Origin of the sequence: Exiguobacterium sp. UBA6309, assembly GCF_002439205.1 — a bacterium.
Classification (GTDB): domain Bacteria; phylum Bacillota; class Bacilli; order Exiguobacteriales; family Exiguobacteriaceae; genus Exiguobacterium_A.
This window is the reverse complement of record NZ_DJTL01000009.1, coordinates 1-19255: the sequence shown is the minus strand read 5'-3', so window position 1 is coordinate 19255 and position 19255 is coordinate 1. Positions and strand designations below refer to the sequence as shown.

Here is a 19255-nt window from a genome sequence, read left to right as displayed (position 1 = left end):
GGATTGATTAAAGTCGGGATAGCAGATGATAATCGCGAAATGGTCGAACTGATTCGCCAGCATATCTCTGCGCAAGAAGACATGGAAGTCGTTTGCGTCGCCTACAATGGCGAGAGTTGTCTCGAACGCATGAAAGAACATGAGGTGGATGTATTGCTCCTCGACATCATCATGCCTCATTTAGATGGGCTTGGTGTGCTCGAAGAATTGATGAAAGAAAAGAAGAATCCTGCTGTCATCATGTTGAGTGCTTTCGGTAAGGACGAGGTCTCACAACAGGCGGTCACCCTTGGAGCATCATACTTCTTACTTAAACCGTTCAGCATGGATCAGCTCGTTCAAAAAATTCGTCTCGTGACGAATCAAGGACAAGCTCCGGCGATCGAAACGATTGATCTAAAAGTCGGCTCGACACTTCGAGAATTGGGAATCGCTCCGCATATCAAAGGGTTTACGTATTTAAAAGACGCTGTCTTAATGGTGCTTGAACGGGAAGACCTACTCGGATTGATCACAAAGGAACTCTATCCGACGATTGCGAAAAAACATCAAACAACAGCCTCTCGCGTCGAACGAGCGATGCGTCATGCCATCAAGTCCGCCTGGAACGAAGGAATGCAGCAACACGAGTTGTTCAACGGTCGGATCGAACAGGAGAAGAGTCCAAAGAACTCGGAATTCATCTCGTATGTATCGAGTCATATGAATCAAGAACAATCCGGTTGAAGCCATATACCGTCTAATTCGTAAACGGCGCCAGACTGAAGACAAAGTGCAGTTTTTCTCTTGACGAGAAAGATTGCACTTTTTTTGTCCATCTCGAATCGCTACGCTTCTTTCCTCTTTCTTTCTGGTAAAAGGAAGTATCTATACAATAAACGGTTTATATTTGATTCTTATTTCGTTCATAGCGAATGATTGACACTCCGTTATCAAACGTGTGTTGTTCTATGACGTTCCAAGTGAGGGGAACCATTCTTTGATCGGGAAAGAGACGCTTGCCGGAACCGATGATGACAGGATAATGGATCAATCGAAGCTCATCGATCAAATCCGCTTGATAAAGTGTATGAACGAGTTCACTACTGCCCCAGATATGAAACGGTGGGCCATCCTATTGTTTCAAAAGCTTTAGTTCAGAAGTCGGATGCTTCAAACAAGTTGTCGGCTGCCAAAGGACAGGTAGTGCATGACGCGTGGCGACATACTTCATGGCATGATCGGCAACCGGCCAGACATCTGAGTGGAGTAGCCAATAACTTGCCCATTGTTCGTAAGTCGCTCGACCGAGCAACAAAGAGCAGTCCTCATGCATCCATCCGCGAATGACTTGACCGATCTCAGGATGTTGAAACGGAACGGTCCAGCCACCATGTTCGAAATCGTTGCTTACATCCTCCTCCTTTCCACTCGGTGCTTGAACGACACCATCTAAAGATAGATGTTCGAATGCGATGATTTTTCGCATACAAGATCTCCTTTCGAATGCACTCTTTCTACAGCATACGGTAGAGGTCAAAAAAATAAAAGCGATTGCAAATAAATATTGCATAAACTGAAATGTTTGTTATAATAAAGGTACCAAATGATTTGGCAAGACGTCAGATGAACGTCGAGTCGGCGAGGACTCCGGAAATCCCGTTGATGAATATCATCTCAGAACGCCAACTGTAAATGGCTCAAGAATGCCGGACGACATTCTCTTGGTAGAAGTCGTACCAAGGTATCTTGTTCATTCTAGATGGGATATCTCGAATGAATGGGAGCTTCCATGATTTCGAAGCTAGGGAAAAGTGGAAGGTAACGGATCGTCTAAGATGAAAAGTACAGTTCGTGAAAAGGAGTGTTGTCTAGCAGTGATTGTTAGCAACCGAATGTTTGACTGCTTTAAGCGGATGACATTACGCTCCACCTAGGTCCCGAGTACAGTCAGATGATGGAACTGAAATACCATTCTATCGTTAGCTCGATAGCCAGATCTGATTTCTTTCCACCTCTTCATTAAGAGGAACACCTAAGGTTTTGGAGTACACGAATAGTTCTAACTATGAGAGGAGTTCATCCGTAAGTGAAACCAATTTTATACGAGTAAAAGGTCCCGCGCTTGAAATGAGTTCAAGAGATGGGGACCTTTTTCTGTGTTTATTTTTTTTGATAGCGGTCAGAGACTTTTCCACGTTTTCGATCGCGATAAAAGACATATCCTGCGACAAATCCAATACCACCCATCGCAAGAATCAACCCAACGAGACCTTGCAATACATATACGTAAGCCGCATCGCCTAAGTATTTAAACGGCACTTGCGCAATTAGAAAGACACTGTCGCGCATGAGCTTAATACCAATCGCGCCGATGATGCCAGGGATTAATAATGAGAGCAAACCAATGATACGCATAGGACGCCACTCCTTTCCAAGCGTATTGTATCAAAAAATCGACCGTTCTGCGAATCGGGTTTGCTTCCCTTTTTTATTCCGAGTAGGATAGAAATGTAAGCAGTTTCAAAGGGGGAATTCATATGCATCATCTACTCGTCGTCGGAGCAGGTCAAGGGGGAACAGAGGTCTTGCACGCATTTCAACGTTCACCACTATTAACGGTCATTGGTCTTGTTGATCCAAACATGGAGGCGCCTGGGGTAGCGCTTGCACGGCGCGCGGACATTCGGATCGAAACGAACTGGGCAGCATTCGAAGGAGCAGACGTCGATTTCATCATTGACGCTACGGGAGAAAGTGGCGTACTCGAACAATTAATCCATGATTTTCCGGGAGCGGCGGTCTTACCGGGTGAATTCGTCAGAGTATTACTTGAGCGTCTGACTGAAAAAGAGAAAATGCTCGAAGCGATCATTCATTGTACGAGCGAAGCGATTTCCGTCGCCGATCAAGACGGACAGACGATGCTGATCAATCCAGCGTATACGCGCATGACCGGTTTCACAGAACGAGATGTCGTCGGAAAACCGGCTAGCGCTGATATCGGGATGCAGGAATCCGTTCATTTGAAAGTCTTGAATACAGGCGAGAACGTGCGAGATGTTCGTATGAAGATCGGACAAGATCAACGCGATATCATCGTCAACGCAGCACCTGTCATCGTCGATGGACAAGTCCGCGGTTCCGTTGGGGTCATTCGAGATATTTCGGAAATGAAGGCTCTAGCAAAAGAATTAAAGGCAGCGCGACAAAAAATCCGGACACTCGAAGCTAAATATACATTCGATGATATCATCGCCGAGAGTGAAGCAATGCGCTTCGTCGTCGATCAAGCGAAGCTTGCGGCAACGATGCCAGTCAACGTCTTGATTCGCGGTGAATCCGGAACCGGTAAAGAACTGTTCGCACATGCGATCCATGCAGCGAGCGAACGTAAATACGAACAATTCGTCCGTGTCAATTGTGCGGCGATTGCACCGACGTTACTCGAAAGTGAACTATTCGGGTACGAGGAAGGCGCGTTCTCAGGAGCGCGGCGCGGCGGCAAGAGGGGATACTTCGAAGAAGCACACGGAGGGTCGCTGTTTTTAGATGAGATCGGCGAATTGCCACTCGACGTCCAAGCCAAACTGTTACGGGTGCTACAGGAGAATGAAGTCGTTCGTGTCGGTGGCACGAAGGCGATTCCAGTCGATGTCCGGATCATCGCAGCGACGAATGCCAATCTCGAACAAAAAATCATCATGAATGAGTTCCGAGAAGATCTTTATTACCGGATCAATCGTTTACCGATTCACATACCGGCACTACGTGAGAGACCGGATGATATCGTACCATTGACCTTACATTTACTCCGTAAATTGAATCAAAGTTATGGACGATCGGTCGGACGGATATCGGATGATGTACTCGAAGCAATGAAGAAGCAACCGTGGAAAGGAAACGTCCGTGAACTTGAGAATGTCATCGGACGCGCGTTGATTTTTACGGATAAAACAGAAACGGTGTTACGAAAAGGACATCTTCAACTTGTCGTGCCACAAACAACAAAAGTCACGACGAGACAGAAAAAGGAAATCAAACATTTATCCGACGAGATGTCTCACGTCGAAGAACGGTTGATCCGGGAAGCGCTTACTGCTTTTAACGGCAACAAAACAGAAGCCGCAAAACAACTTGGGATTTCTCTTCGGGCACTTTATTACAAAGTGGAACGATTTAACATTTATTCATGAAACGCAAATTTTTGCGTGCAATATATTGCAAAAAATGCAAAAGCGTGCAAAATTAAAGACGTTCTTGCTTATCCTACCGTCTCTTTTGAATTGGCACGAAAATTGCTATTACTAATTATGTATGACAGGTAAGGGGGGAATACAGTGAGATTCAGTGAAATGGTCGAGCAAGCAGCTCGACTCGAAGATTCCGTCGTTGCGATTGCAGCTGCGGATGACGAAGAAGTGATGGATGCTGTCGCATTAGCAATTGAAAACGATTTAGCGCGTTTTCATTTGTTCGGGGATGCGACACGGATTCAGCAGATGATTCAAAAACGGACATTACGAGAGTCGCAGTTCGTGATTACTCACACCTCTTCATCACAAGAAGCGGCAGAACGTGCTGCTCATGCCGTTCGTAAAGGGGATGCGAGCGTCTTGATGAAAGGTCTTGTTCCGACAGCGACGTTCATGAAAGCTGTCTTGAACAAAGAAACGGGTCTGCGTTCAGGGAATGTCCTGTCGCATGTCGCGTTGTTCGAAGTACCAGGGCGTGAATCAGCGATCGGATTGACCGATGCAGCGATTCATATCCAACCGTCACTCGAAGATAAGGTAAAAATTATCGAAAACGGTGTCTCCGCCTTACGAGCGCTAGGGTACGGATTACCGAAAGTCGCAGTCTTAGCAGCTGTCGAAGTCGTCAATCCGACGATGCAGGCAACGATAGACGCTGCCCTACTGACGCAAATGAACCGACGTGGTCAAATCAAGGATTGCCTTGTAGACGGACCACTCGCGCTCGACAATGCCGTGAATCTCGCCGCTGCCCAGCAAAAAGGCTTGACGGGAGACGTAGCAGGGCAGGCGGATTTACTCGTCGTTCCGCAAATCGAAGTCGGGAACGTCATCTACAAATCGCTCATGTATTTCACACATGCCTCGGTGGCGGCGATTCTCGTTGGAGCACGGGCTCCAGTTGTATTGACAAGCCGCGCCGATACAGCAGAAGCAAAAATGTACTCACTAGCCTTTGCGCTATTAAATGCTCAACAGACGAAAAAAGTAAAACAAACAATCTGAGGAGGAACTTAAAATGGTCGAAACAAATGTAGAATCACGCTTCAGTATCTTTGAAACAATGGAGATGGAAGATTACGAACAAGTCGTTTTTTGCCACGATAAAGTATCTGGATTAAAAGCAATCATCGCGATTCATGACACGACACTCGGACCGGCACTCGGTGGACTTCGTATGTGGAATTATGCATCAGATGAAGAAGCATTGATTGATGCGCTTCGTTTATCAAAAGGGATGACGTATAAGAATGCAGCCGCTGGTTTGAACCTTGGTGGTGGCAAAGCTGTCATCATCGGCGATGCGAAGACACAAAAATCAGAAGCACTCTTCCGGGCATTCGGACGTTACGTCCAGTCACTGAACGGTCGTTATATTACAGCAGAAGATGTCAATACGACGGTTGCAGACATGGATTACATCCATATGGAGACGGACTTCGTCACTGGTGTCAGCCCAGCATTCGGATCAAGTGGTAACCCATCACCAGTTACGGCATACGGTGTCTACCGTGGTATGAAAGCAGCAGCAAAAGAAGTGTACGGAACAGATTCACTTGGTGGAAAAACGATTGCGATCCAAGGTGTCGGTAACGTTGCCTTCAATCTATGCCGTCATTTGCATGAAGAAGGGGCGAAACTGATCGTCACGGACATCAATCAAGAAGCACTGCAACGTGCAGAAGAAGCATTCGGTGCCTTGATCGTCGCACCAGAAGACATTTATAGCGTCGAAGCGGACATCTTTGCGCCATGTGCCCTCGGTGCGACATTAAACGATGAAACGATTCCACAATTGAAAGTCAAAATCATCGCTGGTGCAGCAAATAACCAACTCAAAGAAGACCGTCATGGTGACATGCTCGAAGAACGCGATATCTTATACGTACCCGACTTCGTCATCAATGCGGGTGGTGTCATCAACGTTGCCGATGAACTCGACGGATACAACCGTGATCGTGCCATGAAAAAAGTTGAACTCGTCTACGATGCGGTCACGAAAGTATTTGAAATCGCAAAACGCGATCATTTACCGACATATCGTGCGGCTGAGAAAATGGCAGAAGAGCGTATCGCAACGATGCGCAGTGCTCGCAGCCAATTCTTGCGTCGTGATAAAAACATTCTAGGATCACGTGGCTGATCAGAGGAGGATATCCATGAGCGAACGTATTTTGACGATCAATCCCGGTTCGACGTCGACGAAGATCGGTATCTTCGAAGGATCAAACCCGGTGTTCACGAAGACGTTACGCCATCCAGCTGAAGCGGTCAGAGGACCGCTTCCAGCGCAGCTGGAGATGCGTCGTCATGTAGTACTCGAAGTGTTAGCTGAAGAACAGATTGATTTGAAAGCGCTTACTACAGTCGTGGGTCGTGGTGGGTTACTCCGACCGCTTGTCAGCGGTACGTATGCGGTCAACAGAGAAATGCGAGAAGACTTACTCAGCGGTATTTTTGGCGTTCATGCATCGAACCTCGGTGGACTCCTTGCGGATGAGATTGCTCGGACACTCGACATCCCATCATTTATCGTTGATCCGGTTGTCGTTGACGAACTAGAACCGATTGCGCGTATTACAGGCTTACCTGAACTTGAACGAAAAAGTATTTTCCATGCCTTGAATCAGAAAGCTGTTGCGAAACGGTACGCGAAGGAAATCGGACGTCCATACGAGGAACTGCGCCTGATCATTGCTCACATGGGTGGCGGCATTACAGTCGGCGTACACCATGAGGGGCGTGTTATCGATGTCAACAATGGACTCGATGGAGAAGGACCGTTTTCGCCAGAACGAAGCGGGTCGCTACCTGTTGGTCAACTAGTAGAACTATGTTATAGTACCAAGTATAAACTTGAAGAGATGAAGCGTCTGGTCGTTGGGTCAGGCGGACTTGTTGCGCACTTAGGTACGTTTGACGCGGTTGAGATCGAGCGCCGGATTGAAGAAGGCGATGAAAAAGCGGCATTGTTATATGACGCGATGGCGTACCGGATCGCGAAAGAAATCGCAGGTCAAAGTGCTGTCTTGTTCGGTCAGATCGACGCGATCATTCTAACAGGCGGACTTGCTTATAGTGATCGGTTGACGCGTGTGATCGAAGAACGCGTCGCCCACCTTGGTCAAGTCGTGCGTAGTCCTGGTGAAGATGAGTTGCAGGCGCTCGCAGAAGGAGTGTTGCGTGTATTACGTGGGGAAGAGGAAGTTAAGGAATATGGAGGCGAACCAACATGGCTAGAGAATTCGACGTCGTTGTCCTAGGTGGAGGACCCGGTGGATATGTCGCCGCGATCCGTGCAGCACAAGCCGGGAAGTCGGTAGCAATCGTAGAACAAGGAAAATTAGGCGGGACATGCTTACATCGTGGCTGCATCCCCTCTAAAGCCTTTTTGAAATCAGCAGCAGTCTATCAGACGGTCAAACACGCTACTACATATGGCGTGGACGTACCGGAATCGTTTTTACGATTCGAACAGGTCAAACAACGTAAACAAGAGATCGTAGATGGATTAGAGGCAGGCATTCAGCACCTGATGAAAAAAGGAAAGATTGAAGTCTTTCATGGTCGGGGTTCGATTCTTGGACCAAGTATCTTTTCACCGATGCCCGGAACAATCAGTGTCGAGCCGGAAGAAGGCGAAGGCGAGTTGATTCTTCCACGCCAATTGATCGTCGCTACAGGATCACGTCCACGTCCACTGAACGGTCTTGCTTTTGATTCAGAGTATATCCTCAGTTCGGATGATGCGCTCGATATGGCAGATTTGCCAAAATCAATCGTCATCATCGGCGGCGGCGTCATCGGTGTCGAATGGGCATCGATGTTGACAGATTTTGACGTCGCAGTAACGGTCGTTGAATTCAGCGACCGGATTTTACCGACAGAAGATGCGACAGTCAGTCGTGAAGTCGCCCGCCAATTAAAAAAGCGGGGCGTCAAGATTCATACGGGCGCAGCTGCACAAAGTGATACGTTCCGTATGTCAGAAGACGGCGTATCGATCGCGATCGACCGTAACGGAGAACAGACGACGCTTGAAGCGGATAAGTTGCTCGTCGCCATCGGTCGGATGGCGAATGTCGAAGGTATCGGAATCGAAAACACAAATATCGTCGTCGAAAATGGCTTCATCCAAGTGGATGACCATTTCCGGACGAAGGATCAACATATCTATGCAATCGGCGATGTCATCGGTCGCTTGCAACTCGCGCACGTCGCGTCAGCAGAAGGCGTCAAAGCAGTCGAGGCGATCGTAAACGGAACGACGACACCACTTGAATATGCGTTCGTACCACGTTGTATCTACAGCGTACCGGAAGCGGCATCGGTCGGTTTAACGGAAGACGAAGCGAAACGTGCCGGAATGGACGTTAAGGTCGGGAGCTTCTCGTTCAATGGGTTAGGAAAAGCGCGGATTGAAGGAGAAGCAGCAGGCTTCATCAAGCTTGTCTCGGATGCGAAGACAGATGATCTCGTCGGCGTTCACATCGTCGGACCAAAAGCAACGGAACTGATTAGTGAAGGTGGGTTAGCGCTCGTACTCAATGCAACGGCATGGGAAGTCGGACAGCTCGTGCATCCGCACCCGGCCTTATCAGAAGCATTTGGAGAAGCAGCACTTGCAGTCGACGGACTTGCGGTTCACGCCTAAGGAGGAATTACGGATGGAAAAGATAGAATTCAAAGAATTGGTAGAACTCGGATTAACGGAACAAGACGCGATTCACATGTTCGAAACGATGGTCCGTGCGCGGAAAATCGATGAACGGATGTGGAAGTTGAACCGAGCAGGTAAAATTCCCTTCCTCGTCTCGTGTCAAGGACAAGAAGCGGCTCAAGTCGGTGCAGCGTTCGCACTCGAAAAAGGAACAGATTACATTTTGCCGTATTACCGTGATTTAGGTGTCGTCTTGCACTTCGGTCAAACGTCACGCGATATCATGCTATCGGCATTCGCCAAAGCAGAAGATCCGAACTCAGGTGGTCGCCAAATGCCAGGACACTATGGTTCACGTGCCTTGAACATCGTGACAGGTTCAAGTCCGGTTACGACGCAAGTACCACATGCTGTTGGGATTGCACTGGCTGCGAAGATGCGTAAGGAGCCACTCGTTGCTTACGTCTCGTTCGGTGAAGGTTCTTCAAACCAAGGTGATTTCCATGAAGGAGCAAACTTTGCCGGAATTCATAAGCTTCCTGTCATCTTGTTCTGTGAAAACAATAAATACGCGATTTCGACACCACTTTCGAAACAGCTGTCAGCTAAACACGTTGCTGACCGGGCGATTGGCTATGGTATGCCAGGATATACAGTGGACGGTATTGATCCACTTGCTGTCTTCAAAGTCGTCAAAGAAGCACGCGAACGTGGATTACGGGGAGAAGGTCCAACCTTAATCGAAGTTGAAGTCGAACGTCTCGTGCCACACTCATCCGATGATGACGATAAATCATACCGTTCTGCTGAAGAACTCGATGCCTTAAAAGCACGTGACGGAATCAAACTCTTCCGTGCGCGTCTGATTGAAATGGGTGTCTTGACGGAAGAAACAGCGACTGAAATCGAACAAGCGATGGAGAAAGAAGTCGATGAAGCAACGGCGTATGCTGAAGCAGCGGCTTACGATGCACCAGAAAATGCATTACGTTACGTGTACGACGAGGAGGAAACGAAATGACGACGTTAAGTTTAATCGAAGCGATCAATAGTGCAATCAAAGAAGAGATGGAGCGCGACGAGTCCGTCTTCATCCTCGGCGAAGACGTCGGTGTCCGTGGTGGTGTTTTCCGGGCGACACAAGGATTGCTCGAACAATTCGGAGAAGAGCGTGTCATCGATGCACCGCTCGCTGAGAGTGCGATTGCTGGTGTCGGAATCGGAGCTGCGATGTACGGCATGCGCCCGATTGCTGAAATGCAATTCGCTGACTTCATCATGCCAGCGGTCAACCAAATCGTCAGTGAAGCAGCGAAGATTCGGTACCGTTCGAACAATGATTGGACGTGTCCGATCGTTATCCGCGCACCGTTCGGCGGCGGAATTCACGGAGCACTTTACCATTCTCAGTCGGTCGAGGCGATGTTCAACTCGACGCCTGGTCTGAAGATCGTCATCCCGTCTAATCCATATGACGCAAAAGGATTGCTAAAGGCAGCGATTCGTTCGAATGATCCGGTCTTGTTCTTTGAGCATAAACGTGGTTATCGCCTGTTGAAAGGCGATGTTCCGGAAGGCGATTATACCGTTGAAATCGGTAAAGCAGACGTAAAACGTGAGGGAGAAGATGTCACAATCATCACCTACGGTCTGTGTGTCCATATGGCACTCGAAGCGGCAACGCGCCTTGAAAAAGACGGGATTGATGTCCACATCCTTGATTTACGGACTGTTTATCCGATCGACCGCGAAGCAGTCGTCGAAGCGGCGAAAAAGACGGGGAAAGTCTTGCTCGTTACGGAAGATAATAAAGAAGGTAGCGTCATGAGTGAAGTGTCGGCAATCATTGCAGAAGAAGCATTGTTTGATCTCGATGCACCAATCGAACGACTCTGTGGTCCAGACGTCCCAGCGATGCCATACGCTCCGACGATGGAGAAGTTCTTCAACATCTCAAGCGAGAAAATTGAAGATAAAATCCGGACGTTACACGCATACTAAGGGGGAACTGACCGATGAAGACTGAAACACTTACGATGCCACAACTCGGGGAAAGTGTTACTGAAGGAACAATTTCGATGTGGCTCGTCAAACCAGGCGATACTGTCAAAAAATATGATCCGATTGCAGAAGTCATTACCGATAAGGTAACGGCAGAAGTCCCATCTTCGTTTGATGGTGTGATTGAAAAATTGCTTGCAGAAGAAGGCGATACGTTACAAGTCGGTGACGCGATCGTCACGATGCAAGTCAGCGGCGGATCGACGGAAGTCGCGGCGACCGAACAAGAAGTGCCGGCTGTCGAAGAAACGACGTCGGCTGATACATCGATGAAAAAACGCTATTCACCAGCGGTCTTGAAACTCTCGGGTGAGCATGGCATCGATCTCGAACAAGTGACGGGTACAGGAGCCGGCGGGCGGATTACTCGGAAAGATTTGTTGAAACTGATTGAGTCCGGCGCTATTCCTACACCACAAACAACTGACCCAAAACCGGAAGCGAAAACGGCTCCGGTAGCGCCTCTAACAGAAGCACCATCCGCACCAAAACGTCCGGTCAGTGCACCACAACCGACGGAAACGGGCGACATCGAGATTCCAACTGCCGGTGTGCGTAAAGCGATCGCTTCGAACATGGTTCGCGCGAAACACGAAGCGCCACATGCTTGGTTGATGATCGAAGTTGATGTCACGAACTTGGTCGAAGCACGTAATCGTCATAAAGATGCGTTCTTCAAACAAGAAGGGGTCAAATTGACGTTCTTACCGTTCTTCATGAAGGCGACAGTCGAAGGATTGAAGAAACATCCAATCATGAACTCGACATGGGCGGGAGATAAGATCATTCAAAAGAAAGCGATCAACCTATCACTTGCTGTCGCAACGCAGGACGCTCTGTTCGTACCGGTCGTCAAGAATGCGGATGAATTAAGCATCAAGGGGATTGCACGCGCGATCGATGACTTCGGGAAACGGGCACAAGCCGGCACGTTGTCATCTGCAGAGATGCAAGGTGGGACGTTTACGGTTAACAATACGGGATCATTCGGTTCGATCCAATCAGCACCGATTCTTAACTTCCCGCAAGCGGCGATTCTATCCGTTGAATCAATCGTCAAACGTCCAGTTTGGGTGAACGGCATGTTCGCAGCACGCGACATGGTCAACCTCTGTATGTCGATCGACCACCGGGTGCTCGACGGACTCGTTGCCGGACAGTTCCTACAAACTGTCAAACAAGCGCTCGAATCGATTGATCCGAACCAACTTTCCCTATATTGAGTTTTTCCAGTTGACAGGGAAGAAGAAGCATCGTAATATAAGAATCAATTCAACACACGATAGCAAAGACGAAGAGAAGTAACTTGTGAAACGATTCAAGAGAGCTGATGGGTGGTGCGAATCAGTATCGGGCAACAAGCGAATGGCCTTCTGAGCTTCAGACCGAATCCCTTCAATGGGTAGTAGGCTCTGACGGGTTCCTCCCGTTATCGGGGTCGACGAATCAGGACAACGGTCCGGTTCGTTTCAAAGGGGACGGTGTCAGCATCGTCAACGAAGGTGGTACCGCGGGTCTTCCCGTCCTTCATGTTCTACATGAATGGGCGAGAAGACCCTTTTCGTATACAATCGAATCGAACAAATCGTAGAGTGAGTTAAGTAGCGAGACAACATCGGCGTTTCAGAGAGCGGAAGAATGGTGCGACTTCCGTACGGCGAGGTTTCGTGAATGGTCTCATGAGAGCGTGGCTGAACGAAGAAGTAGGTCGCGACGGATGCCCCCGTTATCGTAGGCTATGATGTCTCTTATTAGACGCATCAGACAGAGTGGGAACGGTCGAACCGTTCCAATCGAGAGGTGGCACCGCGAGATCATCGTCCTCCATGCAGCATACGCTGTGTGGGGGACTTTTTTATATTCCAGGAGGCGAACAGGGATGGTTCAGACAGATACACTTATCATCGAACAACTTGAACTAAACGGCGACGAGATGACGCCGATCATGATTTTTCAACAACTGAGCGGAACACAGAAATGTTTGCTTGAAAGTTCCGCGCATACGGATCAAGGACGGTATTCGATCATCGGTGTTGATCCGGTGGAGATGATTCGCGCAGAGGGACGGACCGTGACGCGGGAACAGTTGACGACAGGTCGATTGACGCAGGAAACAGGTGATCCGGTACGACTGATGCAACAGATGATCCTCCGGGGTGGAGTTGAAGAAGACCTTCCGTTTTTAGCGGGTGGGATCGGATATGTCGGTTACGACATGATGCGCGCCTATGAAACACTCGGAGCGGTTCCTGAGCGAACGCGCCAACTACCGGACGCGCTACTCGCCGTATACGACCAAATCATCCTGTTCGATCATCTCGAACATCGTGTTCATTTGATTCAGACGTCGCTCGGTGGCATCACCAATCGTGATGAATTACGTCAACGTCTAGCAGAACGGAAAGCACAACTTGAGCAACCACGGGAGCGAACGGATATTGAGCGTCCTCTCCGGGATGTCGTCTATGAACCGTTGATGGATCAAGAGACGTTTGAAGGACTCGTCGAACAAGCAAAGAGACATATCCGTCAAGGCGACGTCTTCCAACTGGTTCTCTCACAACGCCTCGATGCGACGTTCTCAGGTGACCCGTTCCAGTTTTACCGGAAGCTCCGCAAGGACAATCCAAGCCCATACCTCTTCTATATCGACTTAGGCGAAGCGATCGTACTCGGGGCCTCCCCGGAAAGTTTGGTCCAAGTCAAAGGGGATCGCGTGACGACGAATCCGATTGCCGGTACACGCCGCCGGGGGAAGACGAAAGAGGAGGACGAACGACTGGCAGAGGAGTTGCTTCACGATGAGAAGGAACGGGCCGAGCACCGGATGCTTGTCGATCTTGGACGCAACGACCTCGGTCGGATTTGTCAGATTGGTACCGTCGAGGTGACGCGATTCATGCAAATCGAGCGCTTCAAGAACGTCATGCACCTCGTTTCTGTCGTTGAAGGAACGTTAGCAGACGGAAAGACCGGCGCAGACGCACTCGTCTCTTGTTTACCGGCTGGGACGGTCACGGGAGCTCCGAAAATTCGAGCGATGCAGTTGATTGACCAGTATGAACAGGTGAAACGAGAAGTATATGCCGGGGCGGTCGGCTATTTCGATGTTCGGGGGAATATGGATTTTGCCCTCGCGATCCGGACGATGGTGATCAAGGATGGTGTCGCTTCTGTTCAAGCAGGGGCTGGTATCGTCTACGACTCGATTCCACGCCTCGAGTACCAGGAGACGTTACACAAAGCGAAATCACTACTGGAGGTTTGGAAATGATTGTCCTAATTGATAATTATGATTCTTTTACCTATAACCTATACCAATACGCATCCGTTTATACGGACGTTCACGTCATTCGAAACGATGCGGTCAGCATCGAAGAACTACGCGAGATGAAACCAGACGGCATCATCCTCTCACCCGGTCCCGGTCGCCCGGCTGACGCTGGCATCTGCATCGATCTCATTCGTCAATTATCGGGTCGAGTACCGATTCTCGGTGTCTGTCTCGGACATCAGGCAATTGGCGAAGCATTCGGAGGACGCGTCGTCGAAGCACCAGTCATCATGCACGGGAAGACATCGATGATTCGACAATCGGGACAACTCTTCGACGAAATGACGGAAACGTTAGAGGTCATGCGCTATCATTCGCTGATCGTCGCTCGAAACGACTTACCGACGGAGCTCGTTATCACAGCAGAAACGGATGACCGGACGATCATGGCACTCGAGCACCGGACGCATCCGACGTTCGGAATCCAGTTCCATCCTGAATCCGTCGGAACACCACAAGGACAGCAGATGATTAAACGATTCACTGAATTGACGAAGGAGTGACGAACGATGAAAGAGACGTTATTGAAATTAGCAGAAGCGAAACATTTACGATATGAAGAGATGCAACAGGCAGCACGCGAACTGTTTGCCGAAGATGTTACTGATAGCGAAATTGCCGCCTTTCTCGTTGCTCTGAAAGCAAAAGGAGAGACAGCAGAAGAGCTAGCCGGTCTCGCTTCGATCATGCGCGAAGTCGCGCTCGACATTCCAGTCACCGGTGATTTCATGGATAACTGCGGTACAGGAGGCGACGGCTCGCAATCGTTCAACATCAGTACGACAGCTGCTTTCGTTCTAGCCGGTGCCGGCATGAAAGTCGCGAAGCATGGGAACCGGAGTGTCTCAAGTAAGACGGGGAGCGCTGATGTACTTGAAGCACTCGGGGTTTCACTCGATGCAACACCGGAACACTTAGTAGAGCAACTCGAGACAAACGGAATCGCCTTCTTGTTTGCACAACGGATGCATCCGCGTGTCAAGCAAATCATGAAGGTCCGACGTGATTTACGGATTCCGACGATCTTTAACTTGATTGGTCCGTTGACGAATCCGGTCCCGCTCAAGACACAACTATTAGGAATTTACCGGGAGGATATGCTCGAGACGATGGCGTTGACACTGCACCGACTCGGACGAAAGCGGGCGATCGTCTTGCACGGTGCGAATGGAATGGATGAAGCGTCTCTTGCCGGAACGAACCAACTCGTCTTACTCGACGAAGGTGAGCTGATCCGCTTCAGTCTTCATCCGGAGGAAGTCGGACTGAAGACCGCACCGCTTGAAGCGATCCGTGGAGGTAGTGCACAGGAGAATGCGACGATTTTACTGCAAGTCCTTGGTGGCGAGCATGGCGCTTATCGCGACACGGTCCTACTCAATGCCGGAATTGCCCTCTTTGCAGCAAATCGAGCGAAGACGATCGAAGAAGGGATCGCCATAGCAGCAGATAGCATCGATTCAGGACGGGCGATGGAACGATTGAACCAATTACGACAAATGACAAGGGAGGAAGCAATCGGATGAATATCTTAGATCGCATCATCGAAACGAAACGAGCAGAAGTCCTGCAATTAAAATTAACTGGTGTCGAACGGATTGATCGGGAGGCATTGAAGCCGTCGATTAAGCAACGACTAGCCGGAGCGGATTTATCCGTCATCGCGGAAATCAAACGAGCTTCGCCATCAAAAGGTGCCATCGCACTCGATGTCGACGTCATCGCTCAGGCCAAACAATATGAAGCGAGTGGGGCAACCGTCATCTCTGTCTTGACGGACGAGACGTACTTCAAAGGATCGATGGACGATTTAGCGGCAGTCGCTGCAGCAGTCGACATCCCGGTGCTTTGTAAGGATTTCATGATTGATCGGATTCAGATTGACCGGGCAAAATCACATGGGGCACGGTTGATTCTCTTGATCGTTGCCGCTCTTGAGCAGGAAACGCTTGCTGACTTGTATGCGTATGCTTACGCAGAAGGACTTGAGGTCTTAGTCGAAGTCCATGACGAAGAGGAATTACGCCGGGCAGAGGCGATCGGTGCACAAATCATTGGAATCAACAATCGGAACTTGAAAAAGTTCGAAGTCGATTTACAGACATCGGTCGGATTACTCGAACAGAAACAACCGGACGTCCGGTATATCAGTGAGAGTGGTATCAAGACGGTCGAGGAAGCACAGCGATTACACGCTGCCGGTGCAGACGGGATCCTCGTCGGTGAGACATTGATGCGAGCAGACGATCCACAAGTCTTCATCCGAGAAGTGAGTGGCGTTCGCGTATGACACGGATTAAGTTCTGTGGTCTCCGGGAAGGAGAACATGTCGAAGCGGCAGTTCGCTTAGCGGACTACATCGGCTTCGTCTTTGCTAAAAGCAAACGACAGGTCACGCTAGAAGAGGCGGCGCGTCTTAGACGCGACATTCCGAGTACGGTCCAGGTCGTCGGTGTCTTCGTCTCCCCGACTAATCAACAGGTCGTCGACGCGGTCGAGCAAGTCGCGCTAGATCTCGTTCAAATTCACGGGATCATCCCGGATGGCAAGCTACCGGTTCCCGTCATTCAAGCGATTCCCGTGACGGACATCACGGAAGTAGAGCAACAGACGGAGTACGTGCTCGTCGACGCACCGGTTGCTGGAAGTGGCGAGACATTCGACTGGTCACGAGACATTCAAGCCGATCGTCCACTGTTCATTGCCGGTGGCTTGACAGCTGAAAATGTAGGAGAAGCAATCAAACGATATCACCCGTTCGCCGTCGATGTCTCAAGTGGCATCGAAACGGATGGACAGAAAGATTCCATCAAAATGCAGGCATTCGCAGATGCCGTAAAGGAGAGAGAAGCATGAGCTACGCACAACCGGATACATTAGGGCAATATGGTAAATACGGAGGACGCTACATCCCGGAAACATTGATGCACGCGGTGATTGAACTCGAAGAAGCTTATGCAATAGTAAAAGAGGATCCAACATTTCAAGCGCGGATGGACGAATTGCTGAAAGAATACGTCGGACGTGAGACACCACTTTACTTTGCCGAACATTTGACGCAAACGATCGGTGGCGCAAAGATCTACTTGAAACGAGAAGACTTGAACCATACCGGTGCCCACAAAATCAACAATACGATTGGTCAGGCGTTACTGGCTGAACGGATGGGGAAACGAAAAATCGTTGCTGAGACAGGGGCAGGGCAACACGGTGTCGCAACAGCAACGGTCTGTGCCTTGCTCGACCTCGAGTGTGTCATCTTCATGGGCGAAGAGGACGTCCGTCGTCAAGAGTTGAACGTCTTTCGGATGGAGTTACTTGGAGCAACCGTCATCCCGGTCACACAAGGGAGTCGGACACTCAAAGATGCCGTCAATGAAGCACTCCGTTACTGGGTCAAACATGTCGAAGACACGCATTACTTGATGGGTTCTGTTCTCGGACCACACCCATTCCCGCAACTCGTCCGTGATTTCCAAGCAGTCATCGGAAAAGAGACACGACGTCAAATCATCGAAAAAGAGGGGCGTCTGCCGAAAGCGATCGTCGCTTGTGTCGGCGGCGGCAGTAATGCGATCGGCATGTTCCATCCGTTCATCGATGATACGGACGTAAAATTGTACGGCATTGAAGCAGCGGGAAGTGGTGTTGAGACGGATCAACACGCAGCGACGATGACAAAAGGAGAGGTCGGTGTCTTGCACGGCTCGATGATGTATCTCTTACAGGATGCCCATGGTCAAGTACAAGAAGCGCACTCGATCTCAGCAGGACTTGACTATCCGGGCGTCGGACCCGAGCATAGTTTGCTCAAAGATATCGGTCGTGTTCAGTATGAAGCGGTGACCGACGAACAAGCACTCGAAGCACTACAGCTGTTGAGCCGCAAGGAGGGAATCATCCCGGCACTCGAGTCGGCACACGCGATTGCCTATGCGACTCAACTCGCTGCAGAGATGGACAAGGAAGAGATTCTCGTTATCTGCTTATCAGGACGTGGCGATAAAGATGTCGTTACTGTCAGAAACGCACTAAAGGGGGAAGAATGATGCGATTAGAAACAGCGATTCGTAACGTTACAAGTAAGGGCGAAAAAGCCTTCATCCCGTACGTCATGGGGGGAGATGGAGGGATTGATCGCCTTCCGGAAATCTTAGCGTTTCTCGCTGAATCCGGAGCGACAGCGATTGAAGTCGGCGTTCCGTTTTCGGATCCCGTTGCTGACGGTCCAGTCATTCAAGAAGCGGGACTCCGGGCGCTAGAAGCGAACGTCGGACTGAAGGATGTTCTTGAGGCGGTTCGCGTTGCCCGTCAGACCGTCGATGTTCCAATCGTCTTGATGACGTACTTGAATCCGATTTTCCGCTACGGATTAACGGCGTTTCTTGCTACATGTCGCGAAGTCGGGGTTGACGGATTGATCATTCCTGATTTACCACTTGAACAGAGCGAACAGTTCTTCGAACAAGAGGACAAGTCGGATATCGCGCTCGTTCAACTCGTCTCCTTGACGAGTCCAATGGAACGGATTCAAAAGATTGCCGATAAAAGCGAAGGATTCCTTTATGCGGTTACGGTCAATGGGACAACAGGCGGACAGACGACGTTTGATAAGACACTTGAAGAACATTTAGCAAATGTCGCAGCCCATAGCCCGGTACCGGTACTTGCCGGTTTCGGAATCAGTACACCGGAACACGTCAAACAATTGAGTCGACCAGTCGCGGGTGTCATCGTCGGCAGTAAGATCGTCGACTTACTCCATCAGAACGATCGAGAAACGATTCAACAGTTGATGGCAGCACGTCTTGCGGCGACGCCGTCACATTAATAAAAAGGGGCTGTCTCAAAAGTCAGTCTCTACAAACAAAAGGGTGGCAGATTCTAATTCTGCCGCCCTTTTTTCGTTTAAACAGAAATCACTGTTTCATGCACTTCCTACAGGAAAGGGCGTGAAAAGACGAG

19 protein-coding genes and 2 other annotated features are annotated in these 19255 nt (G+C 49.6%); of the genes, 16 read left to right on the top strand and 3 right to left on the bottom strand.

Going from position 1 to position 19255, the window contains the following annotated elements; all coding sequences use genetic code 11:
- Positions 1 to 3: 3 nt before the first annotated feature.
- The gene (gene spo0A / locus B3M90_RS01320; RefSeq protein ID WP_214855087.1) at positions 4 to 726 is read left to right on the top strand and encodes a sporulation transcription factor Spo0A; all 723 of its coding nucleotides are present in this window, start codon (positions 4 to 6) and stop codon (positions 724 to 726) included.
- A 157-nt stretch (positions 727 to 883) separates the two neighbouring features.
- On the opposite strand, the gene B3M90_RS14525 is transcribed toward spo0A, so the two are convergent.
- The 3 genes from B3M90_RS14525 to B3M90_RS01310 form a co-directional block, all read right to left on the bottom strand.
- On the bottom strand, positions 884 to 1096 hold the full coding sequence (locus tag B3M90_RS14525; RefSeq protein ID WP_396202431.1) for a dihydrofolate reductase family protein: 213 nt from the start codon (positions 1094 to 1096) through the stop codon (positions 884 to 886).
- An 18-nt stretch (positions 1097 to 1114) separates the two neighbouring features.
- Positions 1115 to 1468: a dihydrofolate reductase family protein gene (locus B3M90_RS01315; RefSeq protein ID WP_290754828.1), complete on the bottom strand. Its 354-nt coding sequence runs from the start codon at positions 1466 to 1468 to the stop codon at positions 1115 to 1117.
- A gap of 674 nt (positions 1469 to 2142) precedes the next feature.
- Positions 2143 to 2397: a DUF2627 family protein gene (locus tag B3M90_RS01310; RefSeq protein ID WP_023467590.1), complete on the bottom strand. Its 255-nt coding sequence runs from the start codon at positions 2395 to 2397 to the stop codon at positions 2143 to 2145.
- Between the two features lie 122 nt (positions 2398 to 2519).
- Here B3M90_RS01310 and B3M90_RS01305 point away from each other — a divergent pair, with 122 nt between their 5' ends.
- The 15 genes from B3M90_RS01305 (at position 2520) to trpA (ending at position 19121) form a co-directional block, all read left to right on the top strand.
- The gene (locus B3M90_RS01305; RefSeq protein WP_290782279.1) at positions 2520 to 4175 is read left to right on the top strand and encodes a sigma 54-interacting transcriptional regulator; all 1656 of its coding nucleotides are present in this window, start codon (positions 2520 to 2522) and stop codon (positions 4173 to 4175) included.
- A gap of 144 nt (positions 4176 to 4319) precedes the next feature.
- Entirely contained in the window at positions 4320 to 5240 is a 921-nt protein-coding gene (gene yqiS / locus B3M90_RS01300; protein ID WP_290782276.1) for a phosphate butyryltransferase, read from the top strand.
- A gap of 13 nt (positions 5241 to 5253) precedes the next feature.
- Positions 5254 to 6378: a Leu/Phe/Val dehydrogenase gene (locus B3M90_RS01295; RefSeq protein WP_023467593.1), complete on the top strand. Its 1125-nt coding sequence runs from the start codon at positions 5254 to 5256 to the stop codon at positions 6376 to 6378.
- Between the two features lie 16 nt (positions 6379 to 6394).
- Complete coding sequence (gene buk, locus B3M90_RS01290; RefSeq protein ID WP_214855095.1) at positions 6395 to 7498, top strand: butyrate kinase; 1104 nt, start codon at positions 6395 to 6397, stop codon at positions 7496 to 7498.
- Positions 7468 to 8889: a dihydrolipoyl dehydrogenase gene (gene lpdA, locus B3M90_RS01285; RefSeq protein ID WP_290782274.1), complete on the top strand. Its 1422-nt coding sequence runs from the start codon at positions 7468 to 7470 to the stop codon at positions 8887 to 8889. The genes buk and lpdA overlap by 31 nt, the downstream gene beginning before the upstream one ends.
- Positions 8890 to 8902: 13 nt before the next feature.
- Positions 8903 to 9916: a thiamine pyrophosphate-dependent dehydrogenase E1 component subunit alpha gene (locus tag B3M90_RS01280; RefSeq protein ID WP_056060235.1), complete on the top strand. Its 1014-nt coding sequence runs from the start codon at positions 8903 to 8905 to the stop codon at positions 9914 to 9916.
- Entirely contained in the window at positions 9913 to 10896 is a 984-nt protein-coding gene (locus B3M90_RS01275) for an alpha-ketoacid dehydrogenase subunit beta (RefSeq protein ID WP_023467596.1), read from the top strand. Before B3M90_RS01280 ends, B3M90_RS01275 begins: the two co-directional genes overlap by 4 nt.
- Before the next feature lie 14 nt (positions 10897 to 10910).
- Complete coding sequence (locus B3M90_RS01270; RefSeq protein ID WP_290782272.1) at positions 10911 to 12179, top strand: dihydrolipoamide acetyltransferase family protein; 1269 nt, start codon at positions 10911 to 10913, stop codon at positions 12177 to 12179.
- Positions 12180 to 12235: 56 nt separating this feature from the next.
- Positions 12236 to 12487, top strand: a binding site (T-box leader).
- A 48-nt stretch (positions 12488 to 12535) separates the two neighbouring features.
- Positions 12536 to 12784 (top strand) — a binding site (T-box leader).
- A gap of 51 nt (positions 12785 to 12835) precedes the next feature.
- Positions 12836 to 14230 (top strand): anthranilate synthase component I, encoded by a 1395-nt coding sequence (gene trpE / locus B3M90_RS01265; RefSeq protein WP_290782269.1) that lies wholly within the window; start codon positions 12836 to 12838, stop codon positions 14228 to 14230.
- On the top strand, positions 14227 to 14793 hold the full coding sequence (locus tag B3M90_RS01260) for an anthranilate synthase component II (protein WP_290782267.1): 567 nt from the start codon (positions 14227 to 14229) through the stop codon (positions 14791 to 14793). The genes trpE and B3M90_RS01260 overlap by 4 nt, the downstream gene beginning before the upstream one ends.
- A 6-nt stretch (positions 14794 to 14799) precedes the next feature.
- Positions 14800 to 15816, top strand: a complete 1017-nt coding sequence (gene trpD, locus B3M90_RS01255) for an anthranilate phosphoribosyltransferase (RefSeq protein ID WP_290782265.1) — start codon at positions 14800 to 14802, stop codon at positions 15814 to 15816.
- The gene (trpC, locus tag B3M90_RS01250) at positions 15813 to 16580 is read left to right on the top strand and encodes an indole-3-glycerol phosphate synthase TrpC (RefSeq protein ID WP_290782263.1); all 768 of its coding nucleotides are present in this window, start codon (positions 15813 to 15815) and stop codon (positions 16578 to 16580) included. Before trpD ends, trpC begins: the two co-directional genes overlap by 4 nt.
- Positions 16577 to 17146, top strand: coding sequence for a phosphoribosylanthranilate isomerase (locus tag B3M90_RS01245; RefSeq protein ID WP_214855115.1), 570 nt, complete (start codon positions 16577 to 16579; stop codon positions 17144 to 17146). Before trpC ends, B3M90_RS01245 begins: the two co-directional genes overlap by 4 nt.
- Complete coding sequence (gene trpB / locus B3M90_RS01240; protein WP_214855118.1) at positions 17143 to 18339, top strand: tryptophan synthase subunit beta; 1197 nt, start codon at positions 17143 to 17145, stop codon at positions 18337 to 18339. Before B3M90_RS01245 ends, trpB begins: the two co-directional genes overlap by 4 nt.
- Positions 18339 to 19121, top strand: a complete 783-nt coding sequence (gene trpA, locus B3M90_RS01235; protein ID WP_290782259.1) for a tryptophan synthase subunit alpha — start codon at positions 18339 to 18341, stop codon at positions 19119 to 19121. Before trpB ends, trpA begins: the two co-directional genes overlap by 1 nt.
- Positions 19122 to 19255 lie beyond the last annotated feature (134 nt).

Coding starts and splice junctions, on each gene's coding strand:
- trpE (WP_290782269.1), top strand. CDS start 12,836: ATGGTTCAGACAGATACACTTATCATCGAACAACTTGAACTAAACGGC.
- trpB (WP_214855118.1), top strand. CDS start 17,143: ATGAGCTACGCACAACCGGATACATTAGGGCAATATGGTAAATACGGA.
- B3M90_RS01315 (WP_290754828.1), bottom strand. CDS start 1,468: ATGCGAAAAATCATCGCATTCGAACATCTATCTTTAGATGGTGTCGTT.
- B3M90_RS01305 (WP_290782279.1), top strand. CDS start 2,520: ATGCATCATCTACTCGTCGTCGGAGCAGGTCAAGGGGGAACAGAGGTC.
- B3M90_RS01270 (WP_290782272.1), top strand. CDS start 10,911: ATGAAGACTGAAACACTTACGATGCCACAACTCGGGGAAAGTGTTACT.
- trpD (WP_290782265.1), top strand. CDS start 14,800: ATGAAAGAGACGTTATTGAAATTAGCAGAAGCGAAACATTTACGATAT.
- B3M90_RS01275 (WP_023467596.1), top strand. CDS start 9,913: ATGACGACGTTAAGTTTAATCGAAGCGATCAATAGTGCAATCAAAGAA.
- buk (WP_214855095.1), top strand. CDS start 6,395: ATGAGCGAACGTATTTTGACGATCAATCCCGGTTCGACGTCGACGAAG.
- B3M90_RS01280 (WP_056060235.1), top strand. CDS start 8,903: ATGGAAAAGATAGAATTCAAAGAATTGGTAGAACTCGGATTAACGGAA.
- lpdA (WP_290782274.1), top strand. CDS start 7,468: ATGGCTAGAGAATTCGACGTCGTTGTCCTAGGTGGAGGACCCGGTGGA.
- B3M90_RS01295 (WP_023467593.1), top strand. CDS start 5,254: ATGGTCGAAACAAATGTAGAATCACGCTTCAGTATCTTTGAAACAATG.
- B3M90_RS01260 (WP_290782267.1), top strand. CDS start 14,227: ATGATTGTCCTAATTGATAATTATGATTCTTTTACCTATAACCTATAC.
- B3M90_RS01245 (WP_214855115.1), top strand. CDS start 16,577: ATGACACGGATTAAGTTCTGTGGTCTCCGGGAAGGAGAACATGTCGAA.
- trpA (WP_290782259.1), top strand. CDS start 18,339: ATGCGATTAGAAACAGCGATTCGTAACGTTACAAGTAAGGGCGAAAAA.
- trpC (WP_290782263.1), top strand. CDS start 15,813: ATGAATATCTTAGATCGCATCATCGAAACGAAACGAGCAGAAGTCCTG.
- B3M90_RS01310 (WP_023467590.1), bottom strand. CDS start 2,397: ATGCGTATCATTGGTTTGCTCTCATTATTAATCCCTGGCATCATCGGC.